Raw genomic sequence first — 13,461 nt, forward strand, 5'->3', positions numbered from 1 at the left:
GTCAAATCTTCTTGTGTCACGACACAGGTTGGTGGTTGCCATGGGGCGCTGACATTGCAGGTGACTATCCATGCGTAAGGGTTTCCTGCGATCCGTGGCGCAACTGCTTATAGGCTGTTTGCTGTTTTCCCAGTTGGCTGTCGCTGCCTATGCCTGCCCCGGTACACCGGCGCAAATGTCCGTGGCGGGTTCAGGTGAAGCTGATGCAGGCAAGGCATCCATGGACGTTGCCAGCCAATCCATGTCCAACTGCGAGGACATGGCGATGGGTGCCCTCGACCCGCAAAACGCCAATCTCTGCGCCGAACATTGCAAGTTTGGGCAGCAAAGCGACCAGGCCTCCACACTGACGGTACCTGCCGCAATCCTTCTGGCGCTGTACTTTGCTCCGCTGGAGCCTGCTCCCAAGGCCAGTCTGCGCCCCGCAGCGGCTACCCCCAGTGCTTTGGTTGCGACCTCTCCGCCGCACACCATACTGCACTGCTGTTTCCGAATTTGATCTTCCTGACGACATTGCGCTGACCGCCTTTGGGTTGTGTCGGCGCATCGGTCGTGCTCACCTGCGCTTGCCAGCCTGAAGCTGGTCTGCCGCACCGAGCCGACATGAAACCACCGTTTCGTTGTCTGGAGATTCCATGTTTTCTGATCCATTTGGGGGGGCACCATCCCGTGGCCGCCATGGCCATTGGGCTTGCCTGTTGGCACTTGGCCTGGCCTTTGTTCATATAGGCAGCTTTGCCCAGCAGGCGTTGTCCATGGACAGGGCTTTGCAACTGGCCCAAAGCCGTTCGCGCCAGCTCACCGCCCAGGAAGCCGCAGCCACTGCCTCCCGTGACATGGCCCTGGCCGCTGGGCAACTGCCCGACCCCACGCTCAAACTCGGCGTTAACAACCTGCCGATCAACGGCGAAGACCGTTTCAGCCTGACGCAGGACTTCATGACCATGCGCTCGGTGGGCGTGATGCAGGAAATCACCCGGAGCGACAAGCTCCATGCCCGCTCCGATCGTTTCAACCGTGAGGCGGAAGCCGCAGAAGCCAGCCGCGCCGTGGCGCTTGCGAACCTGCGGCGGGACACCGCCATGGCATGGCTGGACCGCTATTACCAGGAACGCATGCTGGATCTACTGCGGACCCAACGGACGGAGGCCGGCTTGCAGATCGAGGCCGCCGACGCTGCTTACCGTGGCGGACGTGGAAGCCAAGCGGATGTGTTCGCCGCCCGTTCCATGGTGGCGCAGATGGACGACCGCATCCGCCAGGCAGAGAAACAGATTGGGACGGCCAAGATCAAACTGGCGCGCTGGGTAGGCGACGAAGCCAACCAGGTACTGGACACACCTCCCAGCCTGGAGGCCGTGCACCTTGATCTGGCCAGTCTGGAAGGCCAATTGGCCCACCACCCTCAAATCGCCTTGATGGCCAAGCAGGAAGAGGTAGCGCGCGCCGAAGCGGATATTGCGCAAAGCAACAAACGCCCCGACTGGACCGTAGAGCTGATGTACAGCCAGCGGGGCCCGGCCTACTCGAACATGGTGTCGATCAATGTCTCCGTTCCCCTTCAATGGGACCCAAAGAACCGGCAGGATCGCGAACTCTCTTCCAAGCTGGCCGTTGCTGAGCAGATGCGTGCCCAGCGCGAGGAAGCCACGCGGGAACATGCCGCCGACATCCGTATGTGGTGGCAAGAATGGCAAAGCAACCGTGAGCGTCTGGCGCAGTACGACAGTGCCTTGATACCGCTTGCCACTGAACGCACCCAAGCCGCGATAGCTGCTTACCGGGGCGGCAGCGGCCCGCTCATAGCGGTGCTCGAAGCACGGCGCATGGCCATCGACACCCACATGGATCGTCTGCGCCTGGCGATGGAGACCGCCGCCCTGTGGGCGCAGCTGGAGTACCTGATTCCTGCGGAGCACCCAACAGCCGTTGAGACGCGCGCGCCCGTATTGCCAACCCCAACGACAGCCACGGAGAAATAACATGACACAACTCAAACCATTGCTGATGGGCCTGGTCGGTGCGGGCGTACTCGCCGCGAGCGGTTACGGTCTGTACGCCATAGGCATGCAGCGCGACATGGGTATGGCCACCACCTCCGCCCCGTCGGCCGGGGCCGCCTCCACAGCGAACACCACGCCAGGTGACATCCCCCAAAGCATTGCCGAAGGCGAAGACGCCACTCGCCGCCATATCGAACACGGCATCAAAGCCGGCGATGTGGACCCGGTCACCGGGCGCAAGGTGCTGTACTACCACGACCCCATGGTGCCGGGCAACAAGTTCGACAAGCCCGCCAAGTCTCCCTTCATGGACATGATGCTGGTGCCGGTCTACGCTGACGGGGACGCTGGCAGCGATGGCAGCAAGGTCACGGTCAGCCCCCGCATCCAGCAAAACCTGGGGGTGCGGACCGCCGAAGTCACCGAAGGCATGCTGTCGCCGCAGGTCTCTGCGGTGGGCAACATCGCCTTCAATGAACGCGACCAGGCCTTTGTGCAGGCCCGTGCCACCGGCTACATCGAGCGCCTGCACGTGCGTGCAACCCTGGATCGCGTCAGCAAAGGGCAGCCTCTAGCCGAACTCTATGTGCCCGACTGGATTGCTGCACAGGAGGAATTTCTGTCGGTTCGGCGCATGCAAGGCACAGACCTCGCGCCGCTGGTTGACGGTGCCCGCCAACGCATGCGCCAGGTCGGCATGAGCGATGAGCAGATTCGGCTGGTGGAAAGCAGTGGCAAGACCCAAGCGCGTATCACCCTGACCGCCCCGATCGGTGGCGTGGTGGTGGAGTTGATGGCCCGCGAAGGCATGACGGTGATGCCGGGAGCCACCCTGTTCCGTATCAATGGCCTGAGCAGCGTGTGGGCCAATGCCGAAGTGCCCGAAAGCCAGGCCGCTCTGATTCGCCCTGGCACCAAGGTGCAGGCAAGCAGTGCTGCAGCACCCGGCACCAACCTGCGTGGCACGGTGCAGGCGATAGTGCCCGAAGTGAATGCGGCCACCCGCACGCTCAAGGCCCGCGTGGAGCTGGCCAACCCCGGCAACCTGCTGGTGCCCGGCATGTTCGTCAACATGCAGTTCATGGACATGCGGGCAGAGAAGTCCCTGCTGATCCCCACGGAAGCCGTGATCCAGACCGGTAAGCGCGTGGTGGTCATGCTGGCCGAGGACAAGGGAAAGTTCCGCCCGGTCGAGGTGGAAACCGGCATCGAAAGCAACGGCCAGACCGAGATCAAGCGCGGCCTGCAAATGGGCCAGCGCGTGGTAGTGTCGTCCCAGTTCCTGATCGACTCGGAAGCCAGTCTCAAGGGTGTGGAAGCACGCTTGAACGATGCGCCCAAGCCTAACGCGGCCAACACCGCTCCCCGCCACGAGGGAGAAGCCAAGATTGAAGCCATAGCCAATGACAGCATCACCTTGTCGCATGGCCCAATCCCGTCCCTCAAATGGGGCGCGATGACCATGGATTTCAAGCTGCCTGCCAGCGGCCAGCCGCGCAATCTGGAGCCAGGCGACAAAGTGAACTTCGAGTTCTATATGGATGCCGAAGGCTTGCCACAGATCACCCGCATCAGCGCCATGGCCCTGGAACCCAAAGCAGCCACAGCCAAGCCGGCCGGGAGCAAACCATGATTGCCCGCCTGATCCGCTGGTCTATTGGCAACCGCTTTCTGGTGCTGCTGGCCACGCTGATGGTCAGTGCCTGGGGGGTGTACAGCGTGCTCAAGACCCCGTTGGATGCCTTACCCGACCTATCGGATGTGCAGGTCATCATCCGCACCACGTACCCTGGGCAAGCGCCGCGCATTGTCGAGAACCAGATCACCTACCCGTTGACCACCACCATGCTGTCGGTGCCGGGAGCCAAGACGGTGCGCGGCTACTCGTTCTTTGGCGACTCCTTTGTATACGTGCTGTTTGAGGATGGCACGGACCTGTACTGGGCACGCTCCCGCGTGCTGGAGTACCTGAACCAGGTGCAATCGCGCCTGCCGCCTGGTGCCAAAGCCACACTGGGGCCGGATGCCACCGGCGTAGGCTGGATCTACCAGTATTCACTGGTGGACCGCAGCGGCACGCAGGATGCATCCCAATTACGGTCCCTGCAGGACTGGTTCCTCAAGTACGAACTCAAAACCGTGCCCAATGTGGCGGAGGTGGCCTCGGTGGGGGGCATGGTGCGCCAGTACCAGATCGTGCTGCAGCCGGACAAGCTGGCTGCCTATGGCATCCCGCACAGCAAGGTGGTTGAGGCCATTCAGAAGGGCAACCAGGAGGCCGGGGGCTCGGTGCTGGAGCTGGGCGAAGCCGAATACATGGTGCGTGCCAGCGGCTACCTGCAAAGCCTGGACGATTTCCGCAAAGTGCCGCTGATGACCACCCAAACTGGCGTCTCGGTACGGCTGGGTGACGTGGCCCGCATCCAGCTCGGGCCAGAGATGCGACGTGGCATTGGCGAACTGGACGGTGAAGGCGAAGCCGCGGGCGGTGTGATTGTGATGCGCTCCGGCAAGAACGCCTTGGAAACCATTGCAGCCGTCAAGGCCAAGCTCAAGAGCCTGGAATCCAGCCTGCCCAAGGGGGTGGAGATCGTGCCCGTCTACGACCGTTCCGGCCTGATCGAGCGGGCGGTGGAGAACCTGGGCCACAAGCTATTGGAAGAGTTCGCCGTGGTGGCAGTGGTGTGCTTCATCTTCCTGTTTCACCTGCGTTCGGCCCTGGTCGCCATTGTTTCGCTGCCGCTGGGCATCCTGGCGGCATTCATCGTCATGCACTACCAGGGCGTGAACGCCAACATCATGTCGCTTGGCGGGATTGCCATCGCCATCGGGGCCATGGTGGATGCCGCTGTGGTGATGATCGAAAACGCCCACAAGCATCTGGAGCACTGGAGCCATGACCACCCGGACCAAAAGCTGGACGGTGAAGCCCGCTGGCGGGTCATTGGAGAGTCGGCAGCCGAGGTAGGCCCCGCGCTGTTCTTCTCGCTGCTCATCATCACGCTGTCCTTCATTCCGGTGTTTACGTTGGAAGCACAGGAGGGACGTTTGTTCTCGCCACTGGCATTCACCAAGACCTACGCCATGGCAGCAGCAGCGGCGCTATCGGTCACGCTGATTCCGGTGTTGATGGGCTACCTGATACGAGGCCGCATCCCGGATGAGAAGGCCAACCCGCTGAATCGCTTCCTGATTGCGGTCTACCGTCCGCTGCTGAACGCGGTGTTGGACTGGCCCAAGGCCACGCTGGCGATTGCTGCGCTGCTGCTGGGTTTGAGTCTGTGGCCCTTGCAGCATATCGGGGGGGAGTTCATGCCGCGCCTGGACGAGGGCGATTTGCTCTACATGCCTTCCGCGCTGCCGGGCTTGTCTGCAGGCAAAGCCAGCGAGCTGCTGCAACAGACAGACCGCCTGATCAAAACCGTGCCCGAGGTGTTGAGCGTCTACGGCAAGGCTGGCCGCGCCGAAACCGCTACTGACCCCGCTCCCATGGAGATGTTCGAGACCACCATCCAGTTCAAACCCAAAGACCAATGGCGCCCCGGCATGACACAGGACAAGCTGGTGGACGAGCTGGACCGCATCGTGAAGGTGCCAGGCCTGGCCAACATCTGGGTGCCACCGATCCGCAACCGCATCGACATGCTGGCCACTGGCATCAAAAGCCCGGTGGGGGTCAAGGTCGCCGGAACCGACTTGGCCACCATCGACCGCCTGACCGGTGAAATCGAAAAGGCCCTCAAGGACGTCCCCGGTGTCAGCAGCGCCCTGGCCGAGCGCCTGACCGGCGGGCGCTATGTGGACGTGAACATCAACCGCGATGCCGCCGCCCGCTTTGGCATGAACATCGCGGAAGTGCAGTCCGTCATTACCTCTGCCGTGGCAGGCGACAACATCGGCGAGACGGTGGAGGGACTGCAGCGCTTCCCCATCAATATGCGCTACCCCCGTGAAATCCGTGATTCGTTGGAGAAGCTGCGGGCCTTGCCCATCGTTGCGGAAAACGGTGCCAGACTGGTGCTATCGGATGTGGCCGACATCCGTATCACCGACGGTCCACCCATGCTGCGCAGCGAGAACGCGCGTTTGTCCGGCTGGGTGTATGTGGACATTCGCGGACGGGACTTGCGTTCGGCGGTGCAGGACATGCAAAAGGCAGTGGCCGAGAAGGTGGCTTTGCCTGCTGGGTACTCGGTGTCCTGGTCGGGGCAGTTTGAGTTCCTGGAACGGGCCACGGCCAAGCTCAAGGTGGTAGTGCCGTTCACGCTGCTCATCATCTTTGTGCTGCTGTACCTGACCTTCAAGCGGTTCGATGAAGCTCTGCTCATCATGGGCACGTTGCCCTTCGCGCTGGTGGGCGGCATCTGGCTGCTGTACCTGCTGGGCTACAACCTGTCGGTGGCCGGTGCCGTGGGCTTCATTGCGTTGGCTGGGGTATCGGCAGAGTTCGGAGTCATCATGCTGCTGTACCTCAAGGCGGCCTGGGACGAGCGCATCGAACAAGGCAAGACCAGTGCGGACGATCTGCTGGATGCTATCCGCGAAGGTGCGGTGCTGCGGGTGCGTCCCAAGGCCATGACGGTAGCGGTCATCCTGGCCGGCCTGTTTCCGATCATGTGGGGGACGGGCACCGGCTCCGAGGTTATGCAACGCATTGCCGCGCCCATGGTGGGCGGGATGATCACGGCGCCGTTGCTGTCGATGTTTGTGGTGCCAGCGGTGTACCTGTTGATGCGCCGCCGCTCCCGAGGAATAGAGAGAGTTGGAAACAAGTAGCCTGTCTCGCTGAGCGCGGCAATCACAGCCACCTAGGTGGAAGTTCAACGCCAAATCAGCGTTTCAGCTACAGCGCCTTGCCGCGCAAACGCAGCGCATTGCCAATGACCGATGCCGAACTGAAGCTCATGGCCAACGCGGCGACCATTGGGGACAGCAGCCAACCCGTGAACGGATACAACAGACCTGCCGCCACTGGAATGCCCAATGCGTTGTACAAAAAGGCAAACATCAGGTTTTGCTTCATGTTGCCCACGGTGGCGTTGGACAGCGCAAGCGCGATGGATATGCCTCGCAAATCGCCCTTCACCAGCGTGACCTGGGCGCTGTTCATGGCCACGTCCGTGCCGGTTCCCATGGCAATGCCTACATGGGCTTTCGCCAGGGCTGGCGCGTCGTTGATACCGTCGCCGGCCATGGCCACAATGCGCCCCTCTTTCTGCAACCGTTCGACCAAGGTTAATTTGTCTTGCGGCTTGACCTCGCCATGCACCTCCTCGATACCGAGCTTGGCGCCCACGGCCTTGGCCGTGGTGATGCCGTCACCGGTTGCCATCACGATCCGTAGGCCGGATGCTTTGAGGGCTGTCAGCGCCTCCATCGTGCTGGCTTTGATCGGGTCAGACACTGCCAGCAGTCCAGCCAGCTTGCCGTCAACGGCCAGGTGCATCACGCTGGCACCCTCGGCACGCAAGGCCTCAGCCTGGGTTGTCAGGGCGTCCACGGAAACGCTGATCTGTTGCATCAACGCCGTATTGCCCAGCACCAGGTGGTGTCCACCTACCTGGCCCTGGACGCCAATGCCGGATCCCGATTCGAAGTTCTCTGGCTTGTCCAGCACCAACTGGCGTTCACGCGCTGCCGCCACAATGGCCGCAGCCAAGGGATGCTCACTGCCTTGGTCCAGGCTGGCCGCCAGACGTAGAACTTCGTCGGCTTCAAATCCCCGGCTGGGAACCGCTTTCTCGAATGTGGGGTGACCCTCGGTCAAGGTCCCGGTTTTGTCGATGATGAGGGTATCGACCTTGCGCAGATTCTCAATGGCCGCCGCGTCGCGGAACAGCACGCCATTGGTCGCGCCTTTGCCGGTAGCCACCATGATGGACATCGGGGTCGCCAAGCCCAGCGCACATGGGCAGGCAATGATCAGAACTGCGACCGCATTGATCAGGCCATACACCCAACTGGGTTGGGGACCGAACAGGCCCCAACCTAGGAATGTCAGCACAGCAATGCTCACTACAGCGACAACGAAGTAGCCGGCCACCACGTCAGCCATGCGTTGCATGGGCGCTCTGGACCGTTGGGCCTGGGCCACCATTTGCACGATTTGGGACAGCACGGTGTCAGATCCGACTTTTTCGGACTTCATGATCAGGGCGCCACTAGTGTTGAGGGTTGCGCCTATGACCTTGTCTCCCACCCGCTTGGTGACGGGCAAAGGCTCACCGGTCAGCATGGATTCATCGACCGCGCTGCTGCCTTCGGTGACTACGCCATCCACGGGCACTTTCTCGCCGGGGCGCACTCGCAGCAGGTCGCCCAGGTGGACGTGACCCAGCTCAATATCCTCCTCTGTTCCATCTGCCTTGATGAGCCGTGCCGTTTTGGGGGCCAGGCCCAGGAGGGATTTGATGGCGGCAGAGGTTTGGGAACGGGCCTTGAGTTCCAGCATCTGACCCAGCAGGGTCAGAGAAATGATGACGGCTGCTGCCTCAAAGTACACCGCCACCCGTCCCATGGACACAAAAGACTCCGGAAACACGCCCGGTGCAACGGTGGCCACCACGCTGTAGACAAAGGCAGCACCTGTGCCAAGGCCGATCAGGGTCCACATATTGGGACTGCGATGAACGATGGATTGCGCACCGCGAACAAAAAACGGCCACCCGGCCCACGCCACAATGGGGGTGGCCAGCGCGAATTCCACCCAGCTCTGCACTGCCATGTCCATCCACTGCAGTCGATGCCCAAACATGGCCAGCACGAAAACAATACCGGTCAGCGGCAGCGTCCACCAAAAGCGACGCTGAAAATCCAGCAACTCTGGGTTCACTTCGTCCTCTAATGAGGGCATCACGGGCTCCAGCGTCATCCCGCACTTGGGGCAATTACCTGGGTGATCCTGCCGTATCTCGGAATGCATGGGACAGGTGTAGACCGTTCCGGCCACCACAGGCTGTTCAGCCGTCTTGTCGGTCGACTGCCCCATGTACTGCATGGGATTGGCATCAAACTTTGCTTTGCATTTGGGTCCGCAAAAGAAGAATGTTCGGCCCATGTGCTCTGCGTGGTGGGGCGACTGTGTCGTAACCGTCATTCCGCACACCGGGTCTTTCAACGCGGCGGCCTCACTGGACGGGTCAACCTGTGGACGATCTACTTCGCCATGTCCTGCGTGCATCGAGTGGTTCATCTTGTTGCCCCCTGAAAACCCATGAAGAAAATCCCCGCGGCTCAACTAATGCCTTGAAACCCAACCGTAGACCAGTGCACTAGCTGCATCGCTTACCCATTAGGCGCTTGTCCGAATTACGGCGGTTCAGCGATAGCCCTGGAAAATGCGTGAACTGCCATCCTTCAGGACCAGTAAGACGTCGTAGGGATCTTTGCGACCGTTGTAAACGGGTCCATCCATACCTGGCGAGCCCACCGGCATGCCCGGCACGGACAAACCGATGGCTGCAGGTTTTTCTTTCAGCAGGCGTTGTATTTCCTTGGCCGGCACATGCCCCTCGATGGCATAGCCACCGACCAGAGCCGTGTGGCAGGAACCCAACTGCCTAGGCATGCCCAGCCGTTCACGCACCACATCGTTGCCGTTCTGATTGACCTTAACGGTGAAGCCAGACTTTTCCAGATGGGTAACCCAGTCCTTGCAACACCCGCAGTTGGGGTCTTTCCAGACCTCAATGGAGGTGCCGTGGCTGGCGGCATGTGCGCATGGCAAAGCCAGAACCAAAACGGATGCGAGCAGCATTCGACGCTGCAGTTGTGTCTTAAATGGAGTGCTCATGGCTCAATCCTTTGTAGTGTGAAGGCAGAACATCGTTCCAGCTTTGCCATATGACAAAGCGCCTTATCGGCGCCTTGTCATTTCCGGGAATCGCGTGCAAGCCTCACTTGCGAACTGGCTGTCTTATTTGACGGTCTGGATGTCGGTGACGACCATTTTTCCGCCGTCGTTGATCACAGCGAACTTGACCTTGTCACCGGCCTGCACTTTGTCCAGCAGCGATTTTTCTTTGGCAGTGAAGACCATGGTCATGCCAGGCATCTCCAGGTTCTTGATCTCGCCGTGCTTGATGGTGACCTTGCCGGCTTCCTTGTCTACCTTGCGGATTTCGCCGTCGGTCATCTGGCTCATGTCCATCTTTTTGTCCATCTGTGCATGCGCAACAGTGGGGACCGCAGCCAAAGTCACCATGGCTGTAGCGATGGCGGCGAGTGTTTGAGTGAATCGGTTCATGCTGTGTTCTCCTGGTTCCGTGGGGGTTGATAATTTCAAGGAAATGGACGGGTTTATTGGCCTGCGACTTTGACCTGACCCTTCATGCCGGCCTCAAAGTGGCCAGGCATCAGGCAGGCGAAGTTGACCGCGCCGGCTTTGGTGAACTGCCAGATGATCTCGCCTTGGGCGCCCGGTGCGACGGTCACTTTGCTGGGTTCATCGTGCTCCATATCGGGGAACTTCTTCATCTGCTCCAGATGTTCCAAGAGTTCCTTCTGGGTACCCAGGCTCAGCTCATGTTTTACCTTGCCGGAATTCTTCACTACGAAGCGGATGGTTTCGCCCTTTTTGACCTGGATGTCGGAGGGGGTGTAACGCATGCTGTCGGCCATGTCTACGGTAATCGTGCGATTCACTTTGGAGGCGACGCCGGCTTTGCCGATGGCCGAGTCACCATGGCCGCCGGCGTGGTTGCCATTGGCCAGCGCGCCGGTGGAAAGAGCCACCATAGCGAAGGCAGACAGGATGGGAGCGAAGGATTTGGCAAATTTCATGAAAGGTTCCTTGGTAAAAATGGAGACGGATGGACTTAGTGACCAGAGTGGCTGGTTGGCTTGCGGGCATTGAATACCGTAGCCGGGGTACTCTTGGTAGCGGCTGGCATGCCCGAGCTGATTTCAGAGCGGAAGCGCGCAGGCTCAGACAGCGGGCCGGTGTACTCCTGGGCAACGGTCCCTGCCGGGTATTTGTAGGGCCCTGGATCGCTGTAGTCACCGGGTTTCTGGTCCTTGCGCACCTTGAGGACGCTGAACATGCCACCCATTTCAACGGGGCCATACTGGGCTTGGCCGGTCATCATGGGCGCGGTATTGTCCGGAATGGGCATTTCCATTTCTCCCATGTCGGCCATGCCGCGCTCACCCATGAGCATGTAGTCCGGTGCCACTTTCTGAATCTTCTTGATCAGACCGCGGTGGTCTACGCCCACCATGGTGGGGACGGTATGCCCCATGGCATTCATGGTGTGGTGGCTTTTGTGGCAATGGAAGGCCCAGTCGCCTTCTTCATCGGCGACAAACTCCACCTGGCGCATTTGCCCCACGGCCACATCGGTCGTAACCTCGTACCAACGCGAGGATGGTGGTGTCGGTCCGCCGTCCGTGCCTGTGACCTGGAATTCGTGGCCATGCAGGTGAATGGGGTGGTTGGTCATCGTCAGGTTGCCCACGCGGATGCGCACCCGGTCGTTCTGGCGCACGTTGAGCGTGTCGATGCCAGGAAACACCCGGCTGTTCCATGACCAGATGTTGAAGTCGGTCATGGTGTTGATCTTGGGGGTTTTGGTTCCCGGTTCCACGTCAAACGCATTGAGCAGGAAGCAGAAGTCCCGATCTACTTCACTGATGTGGGGATGCTTTTCCTTGGGGTGGGTGACCCAGAAACCCATCATGCCCATGGCCATTTGCACCATTTCATCGGCATGCGGGTGGTACATGAAGGTTCCCGGACGGCGCGCCACAAACTCGTAGACGTAGGTCTTGCCAACCGGGATGGCCTTCTGGTTCAGGCCACCGACCCCATCCATGCCGTTGGGCAGGCGCTGACCATGCCAGTGCACTGTGGTGTGCTCGGGCAGCTTGTTGGTCACGAAGACACGAACTCGGTCGCCTTCGACGACTTCGATGGTAGGGCCCGGGCTTTGGCCGTTGTAGCCCCACATATTGACCTTGAAGCCGGGAGAAACCTCTCGCTCGACCGGTTCGGCCACCAAGTGAAACTCCTTGACGCCGTTGTTCATGCGCCAAGGCAAGGTCCAGCCATTGAGGGTGACTACAGGGTTGTAGGGACGTCCGGTAGTGGGTACCAGGGGCGGTGCAGTGTTGACCGAGGTTTGAATCACTGGTTCAGGCAAAGCGGCCATGGCAGAGCGTGCCACGGCCAAGCCTGCAACCGTCGTGGCGGCACCCGCAAAGAATCGGCGGCGTGAATTGATGGGTTCCATGGTGTTTCCTTGTTATTTGGCTGCGGCACTTTCGCCGCCGGCGCCGCCCAGGCTGACAAAGCTGGTGGGAGCACCACCCTGCAAGACGAGTTGCAGGTCCGTTTCGGCAATGAGGAAATCGCGCTGGGCGTTGATGGCGCCGATCTGGGCTTGCAGCAACTCATTGGTCTGGGTCAGCAGGTCCCAGACGCTGAGCAGCATGCCGTTGTAGCGAAGCACGACTTCATCGTTGATGAACTGCTGCAAGGTCAGCTCATCTTTGGAGACCTGGGTCGCCTGGTAGCTCGCGTTGTAGATATCGAATGCCAACTGGGCATTGGGGCCAGTTTTCAGGCTCTCGGCGCGTGGCTGTACGTTGCGCAATGCCGACAGACCCTGTTGGAGGGCCGCTGGAGACAGCGCCTGTTGAGGCATGTCGGGCATGGCATCCGCCAGTCCCACCGTTGAGAAGACACCCCACAGCTTGGTGGCCTTGAGCAGCGCGGTTTGGGCTTGTTTAGCCTCAATTTCTGCCTTGAGCGTCTGGAGCTTCGTTTTTCCGAGCTTGGCTTGCCACTGAGCCTGTTCCATCCGGCTCCAGTTGCCAACCCGGACCATGCGGCGTGCCAGTTCAGCAGCCGCTGCAGTGGCCTCTTGCATGTCACGCTGCTGTTTCAGTGTCAGGCTGGCCGCGACGGCGGTAACCCAGGCCTTGCGGGCGTCCGCCGCCACATCCATAACCGTGTCGAAGTCCTCGACCCGACGGCGTACAGCGGGGTCCACTTCCAGCCAGCGCCCCTGTGCAATGCGTTCCCGGTTTTCGACTCCCAACTGGGACAAGGGGCCAATAAGCTCTGGGCGCGTACGCCACGCTTGGCGAACCGCCTCATCGGCGGACTTGATCCAGGTGTCCGGTGGTGTGTAGGGTTGGCTGCTTTGCCCGTTGTCGTTGACCGACTCCCACTTCAAGACATCCGCGTGGCCGCGTTTGAACTGGGAGACTTCGTCGTTGGCCTTGCGCCAATCGATAGAGCCTTGCTCTACCGGCGCTTGGGGCGTTTGCTGGGCCGACACTGAGCCAGCCAGGGCACATAGTGCGAACGCGGCCAGCCACAATGGCTTTCTCCGCACAATCGGAACACGGTGCATGGGGTATCCCTTTGGGGTTGTTGAAATCTGCCTGCACTCTATCGAGCGCCCCCCAACACCAAGCTGTCTTTCAGATTACAAATTTGTTATCTACGACGCCT

General features: G+C 60.6%; 10 protein-coding genes. 4 read left to right on the forward strand and 6 right to left on the reverse strand.

Going from position 1 to position 13,461, the window contains the following annotated elements; all coding sequences use genetic code 11:
- Positions 1-70 precede the first annotated feature (70 nt).
- From AEP_RS13045 to AEP_RS13060, 4 genes are all read left to right on the forward strand, one after another.
- Positions 71-499 carry a hypothetical protein gene (locus AEP_RS13045; RefSeq protein ID WP_087495780.1) on the forward strand — a complete coding sequence of 143 codons (429 nt, stop codon included), beginning with the start codon at positions 71-73 and terminating at the stop codon, positions 497-499.
- 136 nt (positions 500-635) lie between these two features.
- On the forward strand, positions 636-1,982 hold the full coding sequence (locus AEP_RS13050; protein ID WP_087495781.1) for a TolC family protein: 1,347 nt from the start codon (positions 636-638) through the stop codon (positions 1,980-1,982).
- A gap of 1 nt (position 1,983) precedes the next feature.
- Positions 1,984-3,636: an efflux RND transporter periplasmic adaptor subunit gene (locus tag AEP_RS13055; RefSeq protein WP_157673170.1), complete on the forward strand. Its 1,653-nt coding sequence runs from the start codon at positions 1,984-1,986 to the stop codon at positions 3,634-3,636.
- Positions 3,633-6,779 carry an efflux RND transporter permease subunit gene (locus tag AEP_RS13060; RefSeq protein WP_087495782.1) on the forward strand — a complete coding sequence of 1,049 codons (3,147 nt, stop codon included), beginning with the start codon at positions 3,633-3,635 and terminating at the stop codon, positions 6,777-6,779. Before AEP_RS13055 ends, AEP_RS13060 begins: the two co-directional genes overlap by 4 nt.
- Positions 6,780-6,846: 67 nt before the next feature.
- Here AEP_RS13060 and AEP_RS13065 read toward each other — a convergent pair whose 3' ends face one another.
- The 6 genes from AEP_RS13065 to AEP_RS13090 form a co-directional block, all read right to left on the reverse strand.
- On the reverse strand, positions 6,847-9,195 hold the full coding sequence (locus AEP_RS13065; RefSeq protein WP_087495783.1) for a heavy metal translocating P-type ATPase: 2,349 nt from the start codon (positions 9,193-9,195) through the stop codon (positions 6,847-6,849).
- A 126-nt stretch (positions 9,196-9,321) separates the two neighbouring features.
- The gene (locus AEP_RS13070) at positions 9,322-9,795 is read right to left on the reverse strand and encodes a DUF411 domain-containing protein (protein ID WP_087495784.1); all 474 of its coding nucleotides are present in this window, start codon (positions 9,793-9,795) and stop codon (positions 9,322-9,324) included.
- A gap of 123 nt (positions 9,796-9,918) precedes the next feature.
- Positions 9,919-10,248, reverse strand: coding sequence for a copper-binding protein (locus AEP_RS13075; protein WP_087495785.1), 330 nt, complete (start codon positions 10,246-10,248; stop codon positions 9,919-9,921).
- 53 nt (positions 10,249-10,301) lie between these two features.
- Positions 10,302-10,784: a cupredoxin domain-containing protein gene (locus AEP_RS13080; RefSeq protein ID WP_087495786.1), complete on the reverse strand. Its 483-nt coding sequence runs from the start codon at positions 10,782-10,784 to the stop codon at positions 10,302-10,304.
- 35 nt (positions 10,785-10,819) lie between these two features.
- Complete coding sequence (locus AEP_RS13085) at positions 10,820-12,223, reverse strand: multicopper oxidase family protein (RefSeq protein WP_157673249.1); 1,404 nt, start codon at positions 12,221-12,223, stop codon at positions 10,820-10,822.
- 21 nt (positions 12,224-12,244) lie between these two features.
- Positions 12,245-13,360 (reverse strand): hypothetical protein, encoded by a 1,116-nt coding sequence (locus tag AEP_RS13090; RefSeq protein WP_157673171.1) that lies wholly within the window; start codon positions 13,358-13,360, stop codon positions 12,245-12,247.
- Between the last annotated feature and the right edge of the window lie 101 nt (positions 13,361-13,461).

This window comes from Curvibacter sp. AEP1-3 (assembly GCF_002163715.1).
In the GTDB taxonomy this organism is placed as follows: domain Bacteria; phylum Pseudomonadota; class Gammaproteobacteria; order Burkholderiales; family Burkholderiaceae_C; genus Allorhodoferax.

Coding starts and splice junctions, on each gene's coding strand:
- AEP_RS13045 (WP_087495780.1), top strand. CDS start 71: ATGCGTAAGGGTTTCCTGCGATCCGTGGCGCAACTGCTTATAGGCTGT.
- AEP_RS13050 (WP_087495781.1), top strand. CDS start 636: ATGTTTTCTGATCCATTTGGGGGGGCACCATCCCGTGGCCGCCATGGC.
- AEP_RS13055 (WP_157673170.1), top strand. CDS start 1,984: ATGACACAACTCAAACCATTGCTGATGGGCCTGGTCGGTGCGGGCGTA.
- AEP_RS13060 (WP_087495782.1), top strand. CDS start 3,633: ATGATTGCCCGCCTGATCCGCTGGTCTATTGGCAACCGCTTTCTGGTG.
- AEP_RS13065 (WP_087495783.1), bottom strand. CDS start 9,195: ATGAACCACTCGATGCACGCAGGACATGGCGAAGTAGATCGTCCACAG.
- AEP_RS13070 (WP_087495784.1), bottom strand. CDS start 9,795: ATGAGCACTCCATTTAAGACACAACTGCAGCGTCGAATGCTGCTCGCA.
- AEP_RS13075 (WP_087495785.1), bottom strand. CDS start 10,248: ATGAACCGATTCACTCAAACACTCGCCGCCATCGCTACAGCCATGGTG.
- AEP_RS13080 (WP_087495786.1), bottom strand. CDS start 10,784: ATGAAATTTGCCAAATCCTTCGCTCCCATCCTGTCTGCCTTCGCTATG.
- AEP_RS13090 (WP_157673171.1), bottom strand. CDS start 13,360: ATGCACCGTGTTCCGATTGTGCGGAGAAAGCCATTGTGGCTGGCCGCG.